This is a genomic window from Hoylesella loescheii DSM 19665 = JCM 12249 = ATCC 15930, from assembly GCF_000378085.1.
In the GTDB taxonomy this organism is placed as follows: Bacteria; Bacteroidota; Bacteroidia; order Bacteroidales; family Bacteroidaceae; genus Prevotella; species Prevotella loescheii.
Map to the genome: position 1 here is coordinate 344,926 of NZ_KB899211.1, position 22,925 is coordinate 367,850.

A 22,925-nucleotide genomic window follows, 5' to 3' on the forward strand; every position below is an offset into this window, starting at 1 on the left:
GTAAATTATTGTTATCTTGAATATTCTAAATATATAAAAGGGGACAGACTTACAGTAGGAGTAAGTTGTTTTAAGTGTTGAATGCCATTTGAATAATCCCAATGACAGGTATGCAAATGACAAGTTTGATAAGACACGTTGCCTTATCGATCATGTTTGTTTTGTTTTATCCTATTAAAAGCATAAGTTAAGTATATTCGAAATGCGTATAAAATTGTAAACTCTCTCTCTTATAATAAAGGCAACTGTAGCCTTAAATCTATATGTGACAACCCTTTTTCAGGTCATCTGTTGCGTATCGAGAAACTTCTACCCACTAGGGTGATGGTAAATGATGAATGCTGATTACTAGTTTGAACCGCTTGTTGGAAACATAACACGGCGCATTGTTAATCGTTGCAAAGTTAAATAAAATTTATAATAGAAACAAGCGGTTTGCTTGATATTTTTTATAAATATGCACCAGAATGACTCTTGGCGGTTGGACAACTACCAAGTAATCAGGCAAGTAAAGGTAGAGTGGGGCAGACGGGCTTGGATGTAGGTGAATGGCTTTTAACCCTGCGAAAGATGGGGATACCTAAGGACGGCTGATGTGCCTAAGAAGAATGGGGAAGCGTTTATTCGCTTCCCCATAAAACATTCATTAACTCTTTATTGGTGATGAACAACCCTTATGTGGGCTGTAGATATTGTTGTGCTGATGGGCCTAGTTCTTCCATGCGGAGAATTTGTCTAACGTCTCGGTCTCCTCGCTATCCTCTTCTTCGAAGAGGTTTGAGCCTTTACCATCTATAGGTTTGCTGGGGTCGTACTCCCCACCAACTCCAGGACTGGCAACAAGCATCAGTGGTTCTATGGCCAAGAACACTTTCTTGGTTTGGGCCTTTTTATATGTTTTCTTCTCCATATTCTTATCCTTATTTGATAATCACCTTCTTGCCGTTATGGATGTAAATACCCTTTTGCGGATTGCTTACGCGCTGTCCGTTGAGGTTATAGTAAACGTCGTTGTCTTTGGCTTCCTCGTCTGTCGTGACGCTTTCGATGTCGGTGGTTTCGTCATCGTCTCCGAAGCTTAACGACAGTTTGGCTGGCGCTCCAGATGGCAGTTCCATGTAGGCTTTATGTACAGGGAAGTTGGAGATGGTGGTTGTTGCCTTTTGGAAGATGCCACCTTGCAATACATAGATAGGAGATGACACTCTGGCATTTACTGGCTTTGACTTCACCATTACACCTTTCATGATGTTGTTCGAGATATTATATGGCACGTTGTCTTTCTCACCGATGGTGTAATACAGTTTTCCAGAAGTGTCGCCAGTTTTGTTGAATACCTTCAATAGCACACCTGTGTTTGCGGGGATATATCCGTAAGAGTTGCTAACGCCTCCGTTAAGGTCGATACTTTTCATTCTCACATGGTGGGTTGTTGTCTCACCGTGGTCGCCCGATCCGGTTTTTATCTGACCTGAAACGAATGCAGCCACTCTCATTCCACCGTAAAGGGCGCAGTCGCTGAAGTCTACGTCGAACTCGCGAGCAAAGGTCGTGTACCTATTGCTAATTTGTGCGTCCTTAATCTTATATTCAATCTGATTCGTGAAGTTAAAGGGGCTTTTCTCCTCTTGTTTTTTGGTGGTGTTATAGACCATTTTCGTCCATTCGGTCTTGTACTTATCGTATGCCGACTTCTTAACATATATCTTCGTGTCATGGTCGAACTCGTTAAAGTTCTCTTCCGTTTCATCGAGCTTGAAACGTGTGGTGCTGAGCATCCCTTTAGTTGGTTCGCTTTCGATGAAGAAGACGCTCTTTAGCGTATTGTTCTTTTTCACGAAAGCCTTAGCGCCTATATACTTCACGTTTTTCTTAACTACCACTTCCTGTACATTATTCGGGGCATTCTCGAATGCGTAGTCGCCGATAAGGCTCACTTCGTAGGTATTGCCTTGGTGTTCAATGGACGTAGGTAAGATAAAGGTGTGGTCGGAGCATGTGGTGCTGAGCAAGTCGACAGCTTTGTCGGAGACCGCGATATATTCTTCAGTCTTCTCGTTGAACGACGGCTTTATCGAGGCGAACTTCTGGTAGAAAGTATTACCTTGATATGTGCTCAATTTATTTTGACGCACATAGATCTTGATCTTCCCTATTTTCTTATGCCCAGGTTTGTCGGCATCGAATGATTCCTCGTTTTGGGCTTGGTTAATCTTTTTGGGGTTGATTATCTGATCGCAAAGGAACGTGATGGTGTTGAGATTCTCACATAGCCCGAATGCTCGAATGCCGATAGAGTCAACCTTGTTGGGTATGGTCACGTTCTCTAGTTTTTTGCAATCGTAGAATGCGTAGTCGCCGATTGTGGTGATTGATGGTGGCAACAGCGTGAAATTGTCATTGGCTTTACCCGGTGGGAATATCATCAGTGTCTTCTTGCTCTTTGATAGCAAGTAACCATCTATGCTTGAATACACGTCGTTATCCTTGTCTACGTTTATCGCAGTAAGGTTAGAGCAGTATTTAAAAGCCTCGGGGCTGATGCTGGTTGTTGTCTTTGTAATGTTGATGGTGTGAAGCGCCTCGCATTTCAAGAAAGCTTCTCTTTCTATCTTCACTACTTTTGCGGGGATGTTGATGCTAGTAATGCCGCAATCGGCAAAGGCTCCAGCACCTATTACAGCAATTTCGGCATCGGGATGGAACTTTACCGTCTTCATGCTAGCGCATCCGATGAAGGCGTTGGACTCGATGACTTGCACAGACTTGGGAATGTTAAACGACTGAAGTTCACGCAGTCCTGCAAACACATTCTTCTCAATCTTTACCAAGTCGCAGTCGCCTAAGAAATTGAATGCTTTGAGTTTGGGGTTCGTGGAGAATGCCTTTTCTCTGATACTTGTCAGTTTTGAGCCTGCGGCAATGTTGATAGTTTCTAGGTTGATGCACATGTAGAAGATTTCGTTTAATCTCTGCAGCGATTTGGGTAGTGACACTTCTTTTAGGGAACGGCACCATCTAAATGCATGGTATTCAATTTCCTGTAAGTTCGAGTTTGCATCGAATGTTATTGTTTTGAGGTTTTCCACGTCACGGAATGCCTCTACATTGATGCGCGTTACTTTTGCAGGGAAATGCATCGAGGTTAGGTTTCGGGCACTTTGAAAAGCATGGCCTGCTATTACCTCTACTGTCTGAGGTATGTTATAGGTTGTACCTAGCTTGCTGGCAGGGTAGAAATATAGCGTTTTCATGTCTTTAGAGAACACAACTCCGTTCGCAGAAACAAAGTCTTTGTTGCCTGATTGTACCCGGTATTCTGTCACAAATGAGCATGCTTCGAAGCATCCTTCTACCATGCCGTCGCCTGTATCTTTGTTGTAAGGTTTAAGCTTTTGTGGCAATGTTATGGAAGTGAGCTTGCTTGGATTATATATGGACGACTTCACCAGTCTCGACACACGATTGAGATTGATAGATTCGAGAAGGCGGTTATTAGACATGGCGTAATAGGTAAACGCCTTAATCCCGTTGGGGACGGTGTAATCTTTATCAGGTTTTGCTATTGGATACACCACTAGGGTTGTGTCTCTGAATAGCACGCCATCAATTACCTTGAAGTTTGGGGCGCCTTGTGGAATTTCGAAAGCTTCGAGCGAGCTACTAGGAGCTATGGTGGGGTAGCCTTCAAACACCTTTTCCAGATTTTTCGGCAAGACGATCCTTTTGAGGCCTTGCACGTTTTTAAAGGCTGACGCACTGATAGTCTTCACGTCTGGGTGAACAATATACTTCCCTCCTTGAAGCGTAACGTTAGACGGAACGGAAAGAAGTGCCTTTTTGCCTTTGGTGTAGAGTGCGCCGTTCGCATCGTTTTCGAAATATTGATTCTGGATGTCTACCGTGAATTTTGGAGCCCTATCAATGCTATTCCATGCGCCAGGATCTATCTTCTGCAGTTTTTTGGGTATGTTCATGGTTGTAAGCGACGCTCCTGAGAAGACGTAACTATTGAGAAATTCCATGGTCTCAGGTAATTGTACAGAGGTAATACCGCCACTTCTATATTGAGGATTGTATTCTGCACCAATGACGGTAAGAATATATCCATTCTTGTCGGTTACTTTGGCTGGCAGATTCAACGGCCCTGTTTTGCTAGCCTTTGTGCCAATAAAAGAAAGGGTTAATTTCGTTCCAGAAACAACCTTGTAATAGCATTCTCCAAATTCCACGACCTGATCGTCGGTATATGAAAACCCCCGAATTGGTATTGCCGTAAGCAACAGTGTTAAAAGTAAAAGTCTAAATGTGTTCATATTCGTGTGAGTTAAAAAATGTATTGTTAATTATTTTCGTGAGTTTTAGTCGCGTTGAGGAATGCCTTCTTCTATGATAGATGACATTTGAGGGCATGAGATGCTTGGCCGTTTATCATGTTTCTTTGCGAGTAATCAGGTTTTGGGGTATTTTTGTTTTCTCATTTATATCTGTTTGTTTTTATCTCTCATGGCCCTTGCTAATATTAAGCTTTAAATCAAGTGTATAAATGTTCCATTTAAAATAGGAAAAATACAAGTCTCAATGGCCATGATAGACTTCACTCTATAAGGTGTTGTTTTTTATATTATTGTTAGTTTAATACTGTCGCCTGTTCTTTGAGTGATGAATAGGGGAGTGTTTTTCAACTCCCCTATTCGGGATTCCATTCATTTTCATTTTCAGGTGAACATCTTTCTTCTATTAGTTAGATGCGAAGCAGGGCGCTCTTTATCTAGTAATCCCAAACTGGGTTATAGCTTTGTGGTTCTATAGCCTCTGCTTCTTCGTCGTCAAAGAAGTCGGCTCCTTTACTGTTTATTGGCTTATGCGGGTCGTATTCTCCACCAACTCCAGGGCTGGCGACAAGCATCAGGTGCTCTATGGTCAAGAACACTTTCTTGGTTCGGGGCTTTATATATGTTTTCTTCTCCATAGTTCTACCTTTATTTGATAATCACTTTCTTGCCGTTATGGATGTAAACGCCCTTTTGCGGATTGCTTACGCGTTGTCCATTCAGGTTATAGTAAACGTCGTTGTCTTTGGTTTCCTCATCAGTTGTGATGCTTTCGATGTCGGTGGTTTCGTCATCATCTCCGAAGCTTAATGACAGTTTTGCGGGTGCTCCTGATGGTAGTACCATATAGGCCTTATGTACAGGGAAGTCGTTAATGGTGCTTGTTGCCTTTCGGAAGATGCCACCTTGTAATACATAGACGGGAGAAGACCCACTGGCATTTACTGGCTTTGAGCTCACCGTTACACCTTTCATGATGTTGTTCGAGATTGTATAAGTGACGTTGTCTTTTTCACCGATGGTGTAATACAGCTTACCCGAAGTAGCGCCAGTTTTGTTGAATACCTTCAATAGCACACCCGTGTTTGCAGGGATGTATGCGTACGAATCGCTAACGCCTCCGTTAAGGTCGATACTTTTCATCCTTACGTGGTGGGTTGTTGTCTCACCGTGGTCGCCCGATCCTGTTTTTATCTGACCTGAAACGAATGCAGCCACATTCATTCCACCGGAAAGGGCACAATCTCTAAAGTCAACGTCAAACTCGCGGGCAAAGGTGGTGTACCTATTGCTAATTTGTGCGTCCTTAATCTTATATTCAATCTGATTCGTGAAGTTAAAGGAGCTTTCCTCCTCTTGCAGTGTGGCGGGGTTATAGACCGTTTTCGTCCATTCAGTTTTATATTTGTCGTATGCCGACTTCTTAACGTATATCTTCGTGTCATGGTCAAACTCGTTATAGTTTGTTCCCGTAGCGTCGAGTTCGAAGCGTGTTGTGCCAAGCATTCCCTTGGTGGGTTTGCTCTCAATAAAGAAGACGCTCTTTAGTTTATTGTTCTTTTTCACGAATGCCTTAGCGCCAATATATCCCACGTTCGTTTTAACCACAACCTCTTCGATGCTGCTGGGAGCATTCTCGAAGGCATAGTCGCCAATAACACTCACTTCGTAGTCCTTACCATTGTGCTGAATTTTGGTAGGTAGGATAAAGGTATGATCAGTACGTGTTGTGCTGAGCAGGTCTACCGCTTTCTCTGAAACGAAAATATATTCCTCCGTCCCTGATTCAAAGGATGGGCTTATAGAGGCGAACTTCTTGTAGAAGGGGTTGCTTTGATAAGTGCTTAATTTATCTTTACGGACATTGATTTTGATCTTCCCCATCTTCTTTATACCTCCCTTGTCAGCATCAAACGATTGTTCGTTTTGGGCTTGGTTGATCTTTTTGGGGTTGATCATCTGGTCACAAAGGAACGTAATGGTGTTCAGGTTTTCGCAGAGTCCGAAAGCCCGAATGCCGATAGAGTCAACCTTATTGGGTATGGTTACGTTCTCCAGTTTTTTGCAATCGTAGAATGCGTAGTCGCCGATAGTGGTGATAGAAGGGGGTAACGGTGTGAATTTATCACTGGCTTTACCCGGTGGGAAAATCATCAGTGTCTTCTTACTCTTTGACAGTAAGTATCCGTCGATGCTTGAATACACCTCGTTGTCCTTGTCCACGTTTATTGCCGTGAGGTTAGAACAATATTTAAAAGCCTCGGGGCTGATGCTGGTTGTTGTCTTCGTGACGTTGATGGTGTGGAGTGCCTCACACTTTAAGAAGGCCTCCCTTTCTATTTGTTCAACATTCTTAGGAATCTTAATACTAGTAATGCCACAGTCGGCAAAGGCTCCTTCGCCGATCTTTTCTATCTCAGCGTCGGGGTCGAAAGTAACGGTTTTTAGGCTCGTACATCCAATGAAAGCGTTAGCCTCAATAAGCGTAACGGACTTAGGAATATTAAACGACTCCAGTAATGCCAGGTTGGCAAATACGTCATTTGAGATTTTGTTCAGTCCACAGTCTCCTTTGAAGTTGAAAGCTTTTAACTTTCTGTTGGTTTTAAGTGCATTGCCTGCGATTTCGTGCAAATTAGAACCTGCTGGAACGTTCACGACTTCTAGGTTCTCACACATATAGAATATTTCCCCAAGGTAGCCAAGCGACTTTGGTAAAGTTACTTCTCTTAGATTGTTGCATGCCCTAAACGCATAATATCCTATGTGGGTTACCTTCGAGTTTTCTCCAAAAGTTACTTTAGTAAGTTTTGGCATGGCCCTAAGAGCATCCGCACCAATCGATTCAACGTTGTCGGGAAAGTGGAATGAAGTGATGTTCTGCGCACTTTGGAAGGAATGTGCGCCAATCCTTTTTACCGTATTTGGCACAGTGTAAGTTATTCCGGGTTTGTTCGCGGGGTATAGAAACAGCGTATCTTTATTCTTGGAGAAGATCACGCCGTCTTCTGCAACGAAGTATTTATTCTCTGGTTTAACTTTGTATTCTGTCACCCTTTCGCATTCTTCAAAGCAACCTTCTGCCATTCCTGTTTTTGTAACCCAGTCGTGTGGCTTTATGTCTTTGGGCAGTGTAATCGTAGTGAGCTTTCTAGGCGCGTAGATAGCTGACGTCCTCAGGTTAGTAACGCCATTCAAATCGATGGTTTCCATGTGAAAACTGTTCGATATGGCATATCTCTCAATTGTTGTAATGCCATCGGGAACCTTATAATGGGGGTCGCTTTTACCCCTTGGATACAAGACAAGTGATGTACCTTTGAAGAGTACACCATCCTTAACTGAGAAGTTTTTTGCACCAGGAGCGATTTCGCATCTTTCGAGTGTAGATGTTGGGGCGATGGTAGGATAACCGTAAAGTATCGTTTCTAGGTCTTTGGGGAATACGATTGTTTTGAGATTATGAACGTTTTGGAAGGCTCCTTTGTTAATTTGCTTGACGCGCGAGTCAATAACATACTTCCCGCCAGTGAATGTAATCTCCGACGGAACGGAATGAAGTATAGCTCCTCCTTTCGAGTAGAGCACACCGTTGGCATCGTTTTCGAAATAGTTGCTTCCTGGATCAACCGTGAATTTTGGTGCACGGTGAATATTGCCCCATGCCACTTCGTCTATCTGTTCCATACTCTTGGGAATATTCATACTTTTAAGCTTCGCTGATGGGAAAGCGTATCCACCAATAGATTTCATCGTTTCTGGCAGTTCAATGGAGGTAATGTTCTTGCAAAAGTAAAATGGGCTGTATTCTGCTCTTACAACCGTGAAGATTGTGCCGTAAACGTCGGTCACGTTGGCGGGAATGACGAGATTCCCTGTTTGTGAGTCGTCTACTCCTAGGAAACAAAGGGTGTGCTTCGTACCTGAAACAACCTTATAATGGATTTTGCCGAACTTAACGATTTGGTTATCCGTATAGGAGAATCCTTTAAATGGTATTGCCGTGAATAACAATGTTAATAATATGAGTCGAAATGTATTCATGTTCTTGTGAGTTGTTTTTTTTTCTATTGGTTATCTTTGTTAAATGGGCTTAGATATGAGGGAGGTTTGTAAACCTTGATGTTTTCTGTTGATGTGCAAATATGCAGAATGCCCTGCGCTCAACCTTATTCTATTGCCTATAAGTAGTGTGTGGAATGTTTTATGTTCCCATCTATATCGGTTTGTTTTTATTTTTATGGCAGCAATGCATTTGAAGTTTGTAAGCTCTTATTCTCTAATCTTTATGTTAAACGAATTAACCAATACAAGTGTAGAATGCCCAAATGGTCTTGATTGTAAAAGGTTGTTGTATGTTCTATTCTTGCAAGTGTTATTTTGTCTACCCTCCATTAGTTTAAGAATAGGGGAGCGTTGACAGCTCCCCTATTCGGTTCTCCATTAATTCTCATTTGCTCATGAACAGCCTTTTGTGACCTTTCGGTACGAAAAAGGCGCATAGGTTGCCTAGTAATCCCAAACAGAGTTATAGCCTTGTGGTTCTATTGCCTCTGCTTCTTCTTCGTCGAAGAAGTCAGCTCCTTTACTTTCTATTGGTTTATGTGGGTTGTATCCTCCTCCAACTCCAGGGCTGGCGACAAGCATCAGTTGCTCTATGGCCAAGAACACTTTCTTGGTTCGGGGCTTTATATATGTTTTCTTTTCCATAGTTCTGTCTTTATTTGATAATCACTTTCTTGCCATTATGGATATAAATACCCTTTTGCGGATTGCTTACGCGCTGTCCGTTGAGGTTATAGTAAACGTCGTTGTCTTTGGTTTCTTCATCGGTAGTGACGCTTTCGATATCGGTGGTCTCGTCATCATCAAAGGAAAGTTTTAGCTCCTTTGCTGGCGCCATCCCAGAAGGTAGTGTTAGATAGGCCTTATGTGCAGGGAAGTTGGGAATGTTGTTTATTGCCTTTCGGAAGACGCCACCTTGCAAAACATAAATGGGAGCAGACGGACTGGCATTTACAAGTCTTGACTTCACTCTTACACCAGTCATGATGTTGTTTGTGATATGATAAGTGACGTTGTCCTCCTCACCGATGGTGTAATACAGATTGCCTGAGGAGGTGCCGGAGTTGTTAAATAGCTTCAATAGCACGCCCGTGTTTGCGGGGATGTATCCATAAGAGTTGTTAACGCCTCCGTTAAGATCGATACTTTTCATTCTTACGTGGTGGGCTGTGGCTTCACCATGGTCGCCCGATCCAGTTTTTATCTTACCTGAAACGAATGCAGCCACTTTCATTCCACCGAAACGGGTACAGTCGCTGAAGTCCACGTCGAACTCGCGGGCAAATGTCGTGTACCTATTGCTAATTTGCACGTCCTTAATCTTATATTCTATCTGATCCGTGAAGTTAAAGGGACTTTGTTCCTCTTGCTTTGTAGTGGTATTAATGCGCGTTTTGTTCCACTCCTTCTTATACTTAATATAGGCCGACTTCTTAACATATATTTTCGTGGAGGGGTCGAACTCGTTAAAGTTTTTCCCCGTCTCATCGAGTTCGAAACGTGTAGTGCCCAACATCTGCTTGGTTGGCTCGCTTTGGATAAAGAAAACGCTCTCTAAAGGATTGTTCTTCTTGACGAAGGCCTTAGCCCCGATATATGTAACATTCTTCTTCACAACAACTTCTTTTATATTGGAAGAAGCGTTTTCGAAGGCGTAGTCACCAATAGCGCTCACATCGTAGTTCTTTAATCCATGCACGATTTGGGTTGGCAAGACAAATGTTTGCACGTCGTGATTGGTGCTGAGCATGTATACGGCCTGATCGGAAACGGCAATATATTCTGCATTCTGATAATTGAACGATGGCTTTATCGAGGCAAACCTCTTGTAGAAGTTGTTTCCTTGATACTCCGAGAATTTGTTGCTGCGCACATTGATGTGTATATTGCTAAAACGTTTTTGGGACGTTTTGTCGTCATCAAAGGACTCTTCATCCTCTTCTTGTTTGATGTTAGAAGGATTAATCATTTGGTCGCAGAGGAACGTAATGGTGTTAAGGTTGCTGCAAAGACCGAATGCGCGTTTACCGATAGACGTCACCTTATTGGGAATGGTTACGTTTTTCAGCTTCTTACAGTCGTAGAATGCATAGTCACCGATTGTTGTGATTGATGGGGGCAACAGTGTGAACTTGTCATTGGCTTTACCTGGTGGGAAAATCATCAGCGTTTCCTTGCCCTTTGATAGCAAGTAACCGTCAATGCTCGAATACGTTTCGTTGTCCTTATCCACGTTTATCGCAGTAAGGTTAGAGCAGTATTTAAAAGCCTCAGGACTAATGAGGGTCGTTGCTTTCGTGATGTTAATGGTGGTAAGTGCCTCGCATTTCAAGAAAGCCTCCCTTTCTATCCGTGCCACATTTTTGGGGATATTGATACTGGTTATTCCACAATCGGAGAATGCTCCTGCGCCTATCAGCTGTATCTCGGCATCGGGATCGAACGTTACCTTCTGTAGCTTTTTACAGCCAATGAAGGCATTAGATGCAATGCTTGTCACCGATTTGGGTATGTTGAACTCGCGAAGTTCGGCAAGACCAGCAAAGACATTGTCTCCAATAGACTGCAATTTGCTCGCGCCTTTGAAGTTAAATGCTTTCAGTTTTCTATTTGTAGAGAATGAACCACCACCTATATTACGTAGCTTAGAGTCTGCGGGCACGTTGATAACTTCAAGGTTATCGCACTCGTAGAATACAGCTCCGAGCCAAGTAATATTTTTGGGTAACGTCACTTCTTTAAGTTTGCCGCATCCTCTGAAAGCAGAAGAAAAGATGTCGGACACTTTTGAGTTGGGGTCGAATGTCACGGTTGTGAGCTCTCTTAAGTCGCGGAAAGCTTCTGAGTCAATACGTTCAACATTGGTAGGGATGAAAATGGATGTGATGTATTGGGCACCATGAAAGGCGTGCATGCCAATCTTGGTTACGGTAGTGGGGATATTATATGTGGTTCCCTGCTTTTTGGGCGGATAGCTATATAGTATGGTCTTATCCTTAGATAGCAAAACGCCCTGGTCGATATAAAAATCACCATTGCCTGGAGCCAATAGATATTTCTCAACATTTGGACACGATTCAAAGCATCCCTCTTTTAGTCCTTCGCCAGGAACCGTACCATACTTCTTGATGTCTCTGGGGATGGTTATCGAAGTTAGTTTCTGTGCATTGTAAATGGCAGAACCTTCCAACGTCTTAACATTGTTCAAGTCGATGTTCTCCAATTTGCTGTTGTCTGATATGGCATAGGTGGCTATCTTCGTGATGTCGTCGGGCACTCTATAATAAGTGTCGTGTTTTCCCTGCGGATACAATACGAGTTCCTTCCCCTTAAACAGCACGCCGCTTCTGGCTGAGAATTGAGTACTGCCTCCAGGCTCAACCTCGAAGGCTTCGATTGAACCAGTCGGTGCGATGGTGAACATACCCATGGCAATACTCTTCAAGTCTTTGGGGAATACCAGTACCTTAAGGTTTTTGGTTCTGAGTATCGCACCTATGCATATTGTTTCAACTTGTTGGTTTATGTGATATTCCCCACCGGGTTGCAATGGTACGTTCGATGGCACCGAATACAGTTTTTTCTTGCCCTTCAAGTAAAGCGCGCCATTACTGTCAGTTTCAAAATTTTTATTTCCTGAAGCTACGGTGTACTTTGGCGCATTTGACAAGCAGCAAAAGGCAGAGTTGTCAATGTCTTTTACCGAACTGGGGATGTGCAGTTCTGTGAGATTGGACCAAGTAAAGCAGAATGACCCGAATCTTGTCACCGTCTCAGGTAGTGTGATTTTGGTCATTCCACTGCAGTCATAGCCAGAAACATACTCAACGGAAGTAATCTTGAACTTGCCTTCTATGCCTGCGTCAACGGGATTAGGAAGTGTAATCTCATTTCCTGCAGCCCCATTTTTGCCGATAAAAGCGAGTGTGCGATCTGTTCCTGAAATCACTTTAAACCATAAATTGTTAAATGTGACTATTTGGCCGCTCGTATAAGCTAGGCCCTTAATTGGCATTGCTGCTATAAACAACGTCAATAATAAAAGTCGAATTGTGTTCATGTCCTTATGAGTTAAGAATGGATTATTAGTTATCTTTGAAGGTTAGTGATGTAAGGGGCGGCGCCAAACCGAGGCCGTAGGTTATTTTCCAGGGTATTGAACGCCAAAAACCGCCACATCGTTTTCTTGTCACACGGACAATGCCAACGAGTGTTGCGCTTCTGTTCTTCCCTCTATGTCAGTTCCCTTTTGCTTTCCATGACTGGTGTAAGTTAAGTTATTGAATACGTATCGTATAAAATCGTAACTCTCAGTTTTGGGCTGTTGCCCCTGTCTAATCTCTCTCGGCTGCTGTCTTTCATGGGCATCCGTTATTTGTTGCGAAGTGTCCAACCCATTAAATGGATGGCGAATACGAACGTGGTACACAACTTGGGGCCTGTTGTTGTAAAACAATATCCCGAATGTATATAACCGATGCAAAGTTACGCATTTTTACATGTGTATCAAACATTTAGAAAGTTATTTTATGTTATTATACGTTTTGAAAAGAGAATGAAGGCTTATGATTTGCAATTGTAATAAGGGTGGATCGCTTATGTCGCTTTGCATAAAAATGTTATGCGCTGTATAGTTTTGCATAAGGATAATTCCTTTCACGTACGCGTGTATCTATATTGAAGAAGCTCATATTTTTTCAATATCCGTTAAAGGGCTTGTGGCGAAATGTTTTTGATGTTCGTCGTCTTCAAATAGTGGTCTGGCGTAAGTTGGGTAATAAACAATGAAGGGGCGTCCTTATAGGTCTAGAACACAGCTTATTCGTTGTTTGGCGTGTTATCTCTTAGTTGTACTCGTGTTCCATGTTAGTTGGAATGATGTTCCATCTTATCTGGAACAAGGTTCCAAGTTATATGGAATAGGGTTCCATCTGATGTGCAACTCGGCATGCGCTTTTAAAAGGCATGTTTAGGGCTTGTCTCTCGATGGGTCGAGGCTTACTTATTGAAGGGTGTCTTTTGGGTTATGGAGGTGTCTCGGTATTGTCCTAGCAAGGCGCCAGTCCCTCTCCATGCCTGTTCAGGCATGGCTCTGCGCAAGTTCGGCAACGCAAGTTGCAGGGCCTTTAATACGCCAACGCCCCACTTCTGCTTGCATCAAGCAAGGTTTGAAGTGGGGCGTTGCACGGGCGTTAGTTGCGCTATTGCGCGCGTATGTCAGTTTCTTACGTAGGGTAGTGGTCCATAGCGCAACACCGTGGTATAGGCATTGCCCGAGGGATAGATACACACGGTGAAGAGATAATTGTTTTCTATGGGTGATAGGCCACCTTTATAAAAGGGCATTTCGTCGTCTTCCCAATCGATGGTGACGCCTGGATAATCCTTATCCATTGTTTTGGCTAGGGCCTCCACGGTTTTCAGTGCGTTCTTTTTGTTTACGGGTGTTGAGGTAAAACGCGCCTCACTGAAATAGGTGTTGCCAAGGCTGTCGGTTTGGAAGTTGAATGTTGCCTTGTCGAACTTCACACCTTTGAACGTCATGTTCTTGTAAACGATTTGGCGTTTGTTGGCCGATAGGGGTGTGCCAAATTGGCTCTTGATGCCTGCGAGTGCCGTTTCGTAGTTCGTTCCAAAGGCTACGCCTTGAATGTTTGCATTGTTGTTGGCATAGGCCGAAGCCGAGATGAGAAGTGCGAACATTGTCGCAAAGAAGCTTTTAATCATAGTGTTAAATCTGTTTGTGGATGCAAAGGTAAGTAAAAAAACGCAGAAATTTGGGCTATTTCACACCCCTTTTCGCCCTCTTTGATGAAATGTTTGTTATAAAGTGTAAATCGAAGTGCGGATTTTTTACTAAATTGGGCCGAAGTGTAGGATATTTTTCGTAAGTTTGCATACTGTGGCGCATTGTGCCACATGATGAAAACCTAATAGTATATTGATATGGCACGCATGTTATTAAATGACCTGTTAAAGGGATCGAAGTCGGTGATGACGCACAAACGCATCATCTCTTATTACCTGAACAACAGTTCGTCTACCATCCCCGAATTGTCGAAGGAATTGAACCTGAGCGTACCCACCATAGCCAAAGTTATCGCCGAAATGTGCGAAGACGGATATCTCATCAACTGTGGTAAGATGGATACGAGCAAGGGACGTTCGCCTGCGATCTACGGTTTGGCACCAGAGTCGGGCTACTTTGTGGGTGTCGACCTGATGAGCAGTGGACTAAACCTGGGCTTGATGAACTTTAATGGCGAGTTGGTGAAGCTCGACATGGACGTGCCTTACCACTATCGCAACTCGCAGGAAGGGCTGGATGAGCTCTGTGGCTATGTCACTGATTTCATCGAACAGTTGGATGTAGCTAAGGATCGTATACTGAACATAGGCGTGAATGTGCCTGGACGCGTGAACCCAGAGATGGGACACAGCTTCAGTCGCTTCAATTTTGATGAGCGACCCTTAGTAGACATCATGGCCGAGAAGATTGGATGCAGTGTGTACATTGATAACGACACACGCTCGATGACCTATGGCGAAATGACCAAAGGTGTGGTTAAGGGCGAGAAAAATGTTATTTTCGTGAACCTTAGCTGGGGCATTGGCTGCGGACTTATCCTCAATGGCGAACTCTACACCGGCAAGTCGGGCTTCTCGGGCGAACTGGGCCACTTCCCATGTTTCGATAATGAGGTGCTTTGCCATTGCGGAAAGCGTGGTTGTTTGGAAACCGAAATATCGGGCATGGCCTTGCATCGCAACCTGTTGCAATGCGTGAAGGAGGGTAGGCAGACGTCGTTGAGCGAACAGATTATGAATGATGAGGCTTCGCTTAGTCTCGACGACATCATCGAGGCTACACTAAAAGAAGACCTGCTGTGCATCGAACTGGTAGAGGATATTGGGCAAAAGCTTGGTCGTTACTTGGCTGGGCTCATCAATCTGCTTAACCCCGAAATGGTTATCATTGGCGGTTCGTTGGCCCGGACGGGAGACTCGGTGCTTCAACCCGTGAAGAGTGCCGTAAGAAAATACTCGCTCAACATGGTTAATCGCGATTCGGCCATCGTACTTTCGAAGCTGCAAGATAAGGCAGGAGTTACGGGCGCTTGCCTCTTGGCACGTAAAAGCCTGTTCCAATTTACCTAACGCGCAAAGCTGTTAACGCACACTGTACACAGGCATACTGGGCAGTGAGGTAGGCGTGGAGTCGTGAACGAGGGTGTGTGGCGCAATTTATACGCTGCCATTCGCACTGTTTTGGCAGATTTATATTATCTTTGCAATCAAATCAATAGCCGATATGCAGACAAAATGCCACCTCTCATTGCTCATTCACGAGCAAGCTCGCAAGTATGGCGACGCACCCGCACTGACATTTAAAGACTTTGGTTCGGACAAATGGAAATCCGTTTCGTGGAACCATTTCTCGTTGCGCGTGAAGCAAGTGAGTAACGCCTTGCTCAACCTAGGCGTCAAACCGCAAGAGAATATCGCTGTTTTCTCGCAGAATTGCCTGCAATATCTCTACACCGACTTTGGTGCGTATGGCGTTCGCGGAGTAACAGTTCCATTCTATGCAACCAGTAGCGAACAGCAAATACAGTTCGTTGTGAACGATGCGCAGGTACGTTTTATCTTCGTTGGAGAGCAAGAACAATACGATAAAGCTCATCGCGTGTTCGCCCTTTGTCACTCGTTGGAGCGCATCATCGTGTACGATCGCAACGTGCGTATCAGCACCCACGACCCCAACGCCCTGTATTTCGACGACTTTTTGAAGCTGGGCGAAAATCTTCCACGACAAAGTGAGGTGGAAAAACGATGGGCCGAGGCCAACGACGACGACCTTTGCAATATCCTTTACACCAGTGGCACCACGGGTGATAGTAAGGGTGTGATGCTCACTTACGGGCAATACCATGCCGCCATGAAAGCTAACGACGAGTGTGTGCCCGTTGGCGAAACCGATAGGGTTATCAGTTTCTTGCCATATACTCACATTTTTGAGCGTGCTTGGGCGTACTTGGCACTCTCGGAGGGTGCGCAAATCATCATCAACACTAACCCACACGAGATACAAGACTCGATGCGGCAGACCCATCCCACGTGTATGTCGTCGGTGCCGCGTTTCTGGGAGAAGGTATATACAGGTGTAAAAGAACGCATCGAGGCTGCTTCGCCCCTGCAACGTCGGCTCTTTACCCGCGCTTTGGAAGTGGGTAGGCGACATAATATCCATTACCTAAGCCGCGGAAAGCAACCGCCATTGCGCCTACGCATGGAGTATAAGCTGCTTAATCGCACGGTACTAAGTCTTGTTCGCAAACAGTTGGGACTCGAAAATGCCAACATCTTCCCAACGGCTGGTGCGAGGGTGTCGCCCGAAGTGGAAGAGTTTGTGCACGCCATCGGCCTTTGTATGATGGTGGGCTACGGCCTAACGGAGAGCCTCGCCACTGTTTCTTGCGACCATACCGACAAACCTTACACCATCGGATCTGTGGGAAGGGTTATCAACGGAATACAAATAAAGATTGGAGAGAACAGCGAAGTGCTGTTGAAAGGTCCAACCATCACCAAGGGGTATTATAAGCGAGAGGCTCTAAACGCAACGATTTTCGACAAGGATGGTTTCTTCCGTACAGGTGATGCAGGATACATCAAGAACGGTGAGCTATTTCTTACCGAACGCTTAAAGGATCTCTATAAAACTTCGAACGGCAAATACATCGCTCCGCAGATGATTGAGGCCCTGCTTTTGGTAGACAAATATATCGACCAAGTGGCCGTAGTGGCCGACGAACGTAAATTTGTTTCTGCGCTGGTAGTACCCGAATTTAGGCTTGTTGAGGAGTATGCGCATGCCCATGACATCGAATTTAACTCGCGCGAAGACCTCTGCGCCAATCGTCAGATACACCAAATGATGCTCGATCGCATTCATACGCTCGTGCAGCAGCTTGCTCCTTACGAACAAATCAAGCGCATAACGCTCATTCCTCATCATTTTAGCATGGAGAATGGCGAACTAACTAATACGCTGAAGCTACGTCGCCCGGTCATCTTAACCAATTACAAGGACCTTATCGACAAGATGTACGAGGAGTGAAAACTCGCTCAAGGCGTCGAGTACTCATTATATATATAGAAGCATAACGCAACGAACAAACATCCCCAAACCTGTCAATACACGATGAAATGGCCGAAATTGGCCAATTTCGTTTGTGAAAAGGGCAATCGAAGTTCCGCTTAGCGGACGCGTATAAGGGGACATCGCAATAACGCAAATCATGATTACAGCAGACCAGCTTAAAGATATACAAGAACGGGCTGAAGCCTTACACCGCTATTTGGACATCGACCGTAAGCGTGTGGAACTAGAAGAAGAGGAGCTAAGAACACAAGCACCCGACTTCTGGGACGATCCCGCACGTGCTCAAGAGCAGATGAAGAAGGTGAAGGGCATTGAAAAGTGGATTGTGGGATATAAGGAAGTGCGCCAGGCTACAGACGAATTGCAGCTGGCTTTCGACTTCTACCACGACGATATGGTAACGGAAGAAGAGGTTGACGAGGACTATCGCAAGGCGATAACTGCCATCGAGAACCTCGAACTGATGAATATGCTCCGCCAAAAGGAAGATCCCATGGACTGTGTACTTAAAATTAACTCGGGCGCAGGCGGTACGGAGAGCCAAGATTGGGCGCAAATGCTGATGCGTATGTACATGCGCTGGGCCGAGGCACATGGTCATCGGGTTACGATAAGTAACCTGCAAGAGGGAGATGAGGCTGGTATCAAGAGCGTAACCATGGAGATTGAGGGCGGCGAATATGCCTACGGCTATCTCAAAAGCGAAAATGGCGTGCATCGACTGGTGCGCGTTTCACCCTATAACGCACAAGGAAAACGCATGACGAGCTTTGCTTCGGTGTTCGTTTCGCCATTGGTAGACGATACTATTGAGGTGTATGTAGACCCCTCGAAGGTGTCGTGGGACCTTTTTAGAAGTGGTGGCGCGGGCGGACAGAACGTCAACAAGGTGGAAACGGGTGTGCGATTGCGCTACCAATACACCGACCCCGACACGGGCGAAGAAGAGGAAATACTCATCGAGAATACTGAGAGCCGCAAGCAATTGGAGAACCGTAACAACGCCATGCGTCTGCTTAAGTCGCAGTTATACGACCGCGCGATGAAGAAACGCTTAGAGGCGCAGGCTAAGATTGAGGCTGGAAAGAAGAAGATAGAGTGGGGAAGCCAGATAAGAAGCTACGTTTTCGACGATCGCCGTGTGAAAGATCATCGCACCAATTACCAAACGGCCGATGTTGATGGTGTGATGGATGGTAAGATAGACGACTTTATCAAGGCCTATTTGATGGAGTTCCCTGTGACGGAAGAGTAAGGGTTGAGGAGGTGAGCTTGCAGGGTTGAAGCGTTTCGAACTTAAGTCGAATGCCCTGTTGCTTTGAAGAGGGGTGCATGCTTTGTAGGCTTCACGACCCCATGGGTTCAATAAAAGGATGAACCCTAAAACCCAAATCCTCAAAAGAGCATGAACTCAGAAACGAATAAAAACCTAATTAATAATGCCGCTCGCATGTAGAGCAACCGTTTAAAGCAATGCACATAAGCCTATACCGATGGCGAACCGCAGGCAAGAGACCACTTAAACAGATTTATTAAATCCCATAGGTCTGCCCAAACAACCACTAGGAGGATGATGGTAAGTGTGCTACGCAGCAAGTCGAACTACCCGAATGCGAGCCTAAAAACTAAAAGTCTATGAGTGAGAGAAGCAAAATGCGCCGTGCACAGCGTGAGGCGCGCCAAGAGAAACAAGCCAAACAAGTTATTTATTGGCTAGTGGGCGTATTGGCCTTACTGGCCCTTATCTTGCTAATTTATGCGATGAATTCGTGATTTTTCGTAACTTTTGGCCTTCGCCTTGCTTGTAAGGGGCACGCTGTTATGCCACCCTAAGCAAGGTGAAGGCCATTAAACACAACATGCCACATACATGAGCGGACAAGAAATAGAACGCAAGTTCTTGGTAGAAAAAGGCAGCGCCTATCGCGAAGCAGCATTTTCAAGCAGTCATATTGTGCAAGGTTATATTCCCTGTGAAGGTGCAACGGTGCGCATACGCAAACGCGACGAACGCGCTTACCTCACCATCAAGGGGCGTTCGATGAATGGTGGGCTGTCGCGATACGAGTTCGAGACGGAGATTCCATCGCAGGAGGCCGACCAACTCTTGCTGCTCTGCCGTGGCGGAGTGGTAGACAAGCGACGCTATTTGGTTAAAAGTGGCGCGCACACTTTCGAAATTGATGAGTTTTATGGTAACAACGAGGGCTTGTTGTTGGCCGAAGTAGAGCTGGGTAGTGAAGACGAAGCTTTCGAAAAGCCTCATTTCATCGGTCCTGAAGTAACGGGCGACCGCCGTTTCTACAATTCCAACCTGCTGGCTAACCCTTTCTGCCTTTGGCGAAACACTTTGCCAGAAGCATACCGATAAGGTTTCCCACAACAACGCCTATGCTATTGGCTGCAAAATCGAGCCAATCGCCACTACGGTTGCCGCCCGTACAGGTTGCTTGTGCCAGCTCAATCAATCCGCCCATCAACAAAGGAGCCAGAAAAACACCGATGAAAAGGCGCATTTTGTTTAGTTCGCGATGGTGGCGTAGATACTCCACCCATACCACTAGGCACAAAACCGCGTACAGGGTAATGTGCACCCATTTGTCGAATAACGTGAGGTTGTTCAGCGGTGTCTCGGGAACGGGCATCAAGCAAACCACCCATATCACAACGATTAGGCAGGTGGCAAAGGGATAGGCCATAATGAGGTGTCGGCCATAGTTTATTTTTTGTAATCTTGTCGATTTCATATTTATAACGCTTGTTAGGCTAACGAATGGTTGAATTTAAGCCGTTGAAAACGCGAAATTGTTGTTCTGAATGCCATAAAACACCAAATCGTATCGCCAAGATGCAATATTACTACTAATTTCTATGCAAAAGTAGATGATTTTTTATAAATTTGCACCATCATAAACCAAAATAGTTTCGATTATGTCAGAAAGTAGAGCGGGATTTGGAAGCAAGTTAGGATTGATATTAGCCACTGCTGGCTCGGCCGTAGGCCTAGGTAACGTTTGGCGTTTCCCCTATATGACGGGCGAAGACGGTGGTGCCGTGTTCATCCTTATTTATGTTTGCTGCATCCTGTTTCTTGGCATTCCCTGCATGGTTAGCGAGTTTATCATTGGTAGGCATGGTGCTTCAAACACGGCTCGAGCTTATACCAAGGTGGCAGGAAAGGGTAGCGCCTGGCGTTGGGTTGGCTTTTTGGGCGTGGCAACGGGCTTTCTCATCACCGGATATTACGCTGTTGTGGCTGGCTGGTGTCTGCAATACATGTACGCTTCGGCTGCAAACCAACTGCAAGGAGACCATGCAGCCATCGCCAACTACTTCTCCGACTTCTCGGCTAGTGCCTTTATGCCGGTCTTTTGGACAGCCATTATCCTGCTCTTCACACATTATGTCATCATCCACGGCGTGCGTGGGGGTATCGAAAAAGCCTCCAAGATGTTCATGCCCACGCTTTTCGTACTGTTATTGGTTATCGTTGTGGCCTCGTGTATGCTGCCTGGGGCAAGCAAAGGCATTGCTTTTCTCTTCAATCCCGACTTTTCTAAAGTCAATTCAAACGTCTTTCTCGATGCGTTAGGTCAATCGTTCTATTCGTTGAGCATAGCGATGGGCTGCATTTGCACATACGCCTCTTATTTTAGCAGGCAAACCAACCTGTTAAAGTCGGCTGTTCAGATTTCCATTATCGATAGTTTGGTTGCTATTTTAGCAGGTTTGATGATCTTTCCAGCTGCTTTCTCGGTAGGTGTAAGCCCCGATAGCGGCCCCTCGCTTATCTTTATAACCCTTCCCCACGTGTTCCAGCAGGCCTTTTCGGGAGCTCCTGCCGTGGGATATGTACTCTCGATCATGTTCTATGCCCTCTTGTCGTTGGCCGCACTCACATCGCTCATCTCCCTACACGAGGTAAGCACCGCCTTCTTTTTCGAAGAACTGCATATCAGTCGTAAAAAGGCGGCAGCCATCGTTACGGCAGGGACGCTTACGGTGGGCATATTCTGTTCGCTATCCTTGGGCTCAATGAGCGGTTTAAGCATAGGTGGGCACACGCTGTTTTCCATGTTCGACTTCGTAACGGGTCAGATTTTCCTACCCGTGGGCGGATTTCTTACCTGTATTTTCCTAGGTTGGTTCGTGCCGCGAAAACTCGTTAAGGACGAGTTTACCAATTGGGGCACGCTCCGTTCCACCCTCTTTGGCGCCTATTTGTTCAGCGTTCGCTATATCTGTCCGCTGTGCATACTCGCCATTTTCTTACATCAGCTAGGGCTGTTCTGATGGTTCTTACCTCCCGTAACAACGGGATAAAACCTCGAAAAAGCCCCATTTAACCGAAACTCATAACCTTACATACCATGTCAATAAAAGAACTGTTCTACTTTTCAAAGTCCGACCGCAAGGCCATCCTCTTCCTTTTGGTGGCCATTGTGGTAATTTTCGTAGCCATCCGATGGTCAAGCGGGCTGTCTGTAACACCCGACAAACCCGTGACCGAGCAGCTAAAAGCCTTAAAACGGTCGGTTTCATCGAGACATTCAGATAACGATTGGAGACTCGACGAACCTACACCGATGGCCATTCACTTAACGCCTTTTGACCCAAACACTGCTCCGCCCCAGCAATTATTGGCCTTGGGGCTGCAGCCTTGGCAAGTGCGAAGCCTGCTGAAATATCGTAACAAGGGTGGTGTTTTTCGGCAACCGTCAGACTTTGCCCGACTTTACGGACTCACCTTAAAGCAATATCGACAACTAGAACCTTACATCCGCATATCCGACGACTATCGTCCAGCAGCCGATTTCATTGCTTCCGAGCGTCCGCACGCCATGCACCAACGCGACACTTTGCGTTATCCCGTGAAGTTAAAGGCTGGTATGCATGTGTTCTTGAATAGTGCCGATACCACCGACTTGAAGAAAGTGCCAGGCATTGGCAGTTATTTCGCTCGCCAGATAGTGAATTATCGCAATCGACTGGGTGGTTTCTCCAGCATCGAACAATTGGCCGAGATTGAAGATTTTCCCATCGAGTCGCTCACGTTCTTTGCTGTCTCTACCGATGAATTGGGTAAAATTCATCGACTCAATGTCAATAAACTAAGCCTTAACGAACTGAAACGCCACCCTTACATCAACTTTTATATGGCACGTGCCATTGTCGATTTCCGTCGGTTGCATGGCGACTTGCAGAGCCTCGACCAGCTAAAACTGTTGAAAGACTTCTCGGAAGAGAAGGTACGAAGGCTGCAACCCTACGTCACTTTTTAAGCAAATGACGGTGAAATGGGCGAAAAAGCAACAAGAAAACACGCAAACTGAATAGCGACAGCTCTATAATCTGCGTGT

At 45.2% G+C, this 22,925-nt stretch carries 15 protein-coding genes; 7 read left to right on the plus strand and 8 right to left on the minus strand.

All coding sequences use genetic code 11. The annotated features are described in order from the left end of the window. Window positions 1–709: 709 nt before the first annotated feature. The 7 genes from F453_RS0103615 to F453_RS0103650 all read right to left on the minus strand — a co-directional run bounded on the left by F453_RS0103615 (window position 710) and on the right by F453_RS0103650 (window position 14,126). Window positions 710–910 carry a hypothetical protein gene (locus F453_RS0103615; protein WP_018966778.1) on the minus strand — a complete coding sequence of 67 codons (201 nt, stop codon included), beginning with the start codon at window positions 908–910 and terminating at the stop codon, window positions 710–712. 10 nt (window positions 911–920) lie between these two features. Then, a complete protein-coding gene (locus F453_RS0103620; protein ID WP_033404110.1) occupies window positions 921–4,316 on the minus strand; it encodes a leucine-rich repeat domain-containing protein in 3,396 nt (1,131 codons plus the stop codon). 455 nt (window positions 4,317–4,771) lie between these two features. Continuing rightward, window positions 4,772–4,972: a hypothetical protein gene (locus F453_RS0103625; RefSeq protein WP_018966780.1), complete on the minus strand. Its 201-nt coding sequence runs from the start codon at window positions 4,970–4,972 to the stop codon at window positions 4,772–4,774. Between the two features lie 10 nt (window positions 4,973–4,982). Further along, window positions 4,983–8,378, minus strand: coding sequence for a leucine-rich repeat domain-containing protein (locus F453_RS0103630; RefSeq protein WP_033404111.1), 3,396 nt, complete (start codon window positions 8,376–8,378; stop codon window positions 4,983–4,985). A gap of 465 nt (window positions 8,379–8,843) precedes the next feature. Continuing rightward, on the minus strand, window positions 8,844–9,044 hold the full coding sequence (locus tag F453_RS0103635) for a hypothetical protein (RefSeq protein WP_018966782.1): 201 nt from the start codon (window positions 9,042–9,044) through the stop codon (window positions 8,844–8,846). A gap of 10 nt (window positions 9,045–9,054) precedes the next feature. After that, entirely contained in the window at window positions 9,055–12,414 is a 3,360-nt protein-coding gene (locus F453_RS0103640; protein WP_018966783.1) for a leucine-rich repeat domain-containing protein, read from the minus strand. A gap of 1,202 nt (window positions 12,415–13,616) precedes the next feature. Then, entirely contained in the window at window positions 13,617–14,126 is a 510-nt protein-coding gene (locus F453_RS0103650; RefSeq protein ID WP_018966785.1) for a hypothetical protein, read from the minus strand. Between the two features lie 219 nt (window positions 14,127–14,345). On the opposite strand from F453_RS0103650, the gene F453_RS0103655 reads away from it, so the two are divergent. The 5 genes from F453_RS0103655 to F453_RS0103675 all read left to right on the plus strand — a co-directional run bounded on the left by F453_RS0103655 (window position 14,346) and on the right by F453_RS0103675 (window position 19,936). Continuing rightward, a complete protein-coding gene (locus F453_RS0103655; protein WP_018966787.1) occupies window positions 14,346–15,557 on the plus strand; it encodes an ROK family transcriptional regulator in 1,212 nt (403 codons plus the stop codon). Window positions 15,558–15,711: 154 nt separating this feature from the next. Continuing rightward, entirely contained in the window at window positions 15,712–17,520 is a 1,809-nt protein-coding gene (locus F453_RS0103660) for an AMP-dependent synthetase/ligase (RefSeq protein ID WP_018966788.1), read from the plus strand. Between the two features lie 181 nt (window positions 17,521–17,701). Continuing rightward, window positions 17,702–18,820 carry a peptide chain release factor 2 gene (gene prfB, locus F453_RS0103665; RefSeq protein ID WP_018966789.1) on the plus strand — a complete coding sequence of 373 codons (1,119 nt, stop codon included), beginning with the start codon at window positions 17,702–17,704 and terminating at the stop codon, window positions 18,818–18,820. A 380-nt stretch (window positions 18,821–19,200) separates the two neighbouring features. Beyond that, entirely contained in the window at window positions 19,201–19,338 is a 138-nt protein-coding gene (locus F453_RS15810) for a hypothetical protein (protein WP_169333977.1), read from the plus strand. Between the two features lie 97 nt (window positions 19,339–19,435). Next, window positions 19,436–19,936 (plus strand): CYTH domain-containing protein, encoded by a 501-nt coding sequence (locus tag F453_RS0103675; RefSeq protein ID WP_018966791.1) that lies wholly within the window; start codon window positions 19,436–19,438, stop codon window positions 19,934–19,936. On the opposite strand, the gene F453_RS0103680 is transcribed toward F453_RS0103675, so the two are convergent. Beyond that, window positions 19,887–20,312 carry a VanZ family protein gene (locus F453_RS0103680; RefSeq protein ID WP_044108455.1) on the minus strand — a complete coding sequence of 142 codons (426 nt, stop codon included), beginning with the start codon at window positions 20,310–20,312 and terminating at the stop codon, window positions 19,887–19,889. The two genes, F453_RS0103675 and F453_RS0103680, sit on opposite strands and share 50 nt — an antisense overlap. 184 nt (window positions 20,313–20,496) lie before the next feature. Between F453_RS0103680 and F453_RS0103685 the strand changes: the two genes are divergently transcribed. Together F453_RS0103685 and F453_RS0103690 are read left to right on the plus strand one after the other, a co-directional pair. After that, entirely contained in the window at window positions 20,497–21,858 is a 1,362-nt protein-coding gene (locus tag F453_RS0103685; RefSeq protein ID WP_018966793.1) for a sodium-dependent transporter, read from the plus strand. Window positions 21,859–21,935: 77 nt separating this feature from the next. After that, window positions 21,936–22,847, plus strand: coding sequence for a ComEA family DNA-binding protein (locus tag F453_RS0103690; RefSeq protein ID WP_018966794.1), 912 nt, complete (start codon window positions 21,936–21,938; stop codon window positions 22,845–22,847). Window positions 22,848–22,925: the final 78 nt, after the last annotated feature.

What these genes read in the sequence shown, in the direction of transcription:
- F453_RS0103615 (WP_018966778.1), bottom strand. Translation starts at nt 910, where the DNA reads ATGGAGAAGAAAACATATAAAAAGGCCCAAACCAAGAAAGTGTTCTTG.
- F453_RS0103620 (WP_033404110.1), bottom strand. Translation starts at nt 4,316, where the DNA reads ATGAACACATTTAGACTTTTACTTTTAACACTGTTGCTTACGGCAATA.
- F453_RS0103625 (WP_018966780.1), bottom strand. Translation starts at nt 4,972, where the DNA reads ATGGAGAAGAAAACATATATAAAGCCCCGAACCAAGAAAGTGTTCTTG.
- F453_RS0103630 (WP_033404111.1), bottom strand. Translation starts at nt 8,378, where the DNA reads ATGAATACATTTCGACTCATATTATTAACATTGTTATTCACGGCAATA.
- F453_RS0103635 (WP_018966782.1), bottom strand. Translation starts at nt 9,044, where the DNA reads ATGGAAAAGAAAACATATATAAAGCCCCGAACCAAGAAAGTGTTCTTG.
- F453_RS0103640 (WP_018966783.1), bottom strand. Translation starts at nt 12,414, where the DNA reads ATGCCAATTAAGGGCCTAGCTTATACGAGCGGCCAAATAGTCACATTT.
- F453_RS0103650 (WP_018966785.1), bottom strand. Translation starts at nt 14,126, where the DNA reads ATGATTAAAAGCTTCTTTGCGACAATGTTCGCACTTCTCATCTCGGCT.
- F453_RS0103655 (WP_018966787.1), top strand. Translation starts at nt 14,346, where the DNA reads ATGGCACGCATGTTATTAAATGACCTGTTAAAGGGATCGAAGTCGGTG.
- F453_RS0103660 (WP_018966788.1), top strand. Translation starts at nt 15,712, where the DNA reads ATGCAGACAAAATGCCACCTCTCATTGCTCATTCACGAGCAAGCTCGC.
- prfB (WP_018966789.1), top strand. Translation starts at nt 17,702, where the DNA reads ATGATTACAGCAGACCAGCTTAAAGATATACAAGAACGGGCTGAAGCC.
- F453_RS15810 (WP_169333977.1), top strand. Translation starts at nt 19,201, where the DNA reads ATGAGTGAGAGAAGCAAAATGCGCCGTGCACAGCGTGAGGCGCGCCAA.
- F453_RS0103675 (WP_018966791.1), top strand. Translation starts at nt 19,436, where the DNA reads ATGAGCGGACAAGAAATAGAACGCAAGTTCTTGGTAGAAAAAGGCAGC.
- F453_RS0103680 (WP_044108455.1), bottom strand. Translation starts at nt 20,312, where the DNA reads ATGAAATCGACAAGATTACAAAAAATAAACTATGGCCGACACCTCATT.
- F453_RS0103685 (WP_018966793.1), top strand. Translation starts at nt 20,497, where the DNA reads ATGTCAGAAAGTAGAGCGGGATTTGGAAGCAAGTTAGGATTGATATTA.
- F453_RS0103690 (WP_018966794.1), top strand. Translation starts at nt 21,936, where the DNA reads ATGTCAATAAAAGAACTGTTCTACTTTTCAAAGTCCGACCGCAAGGCC.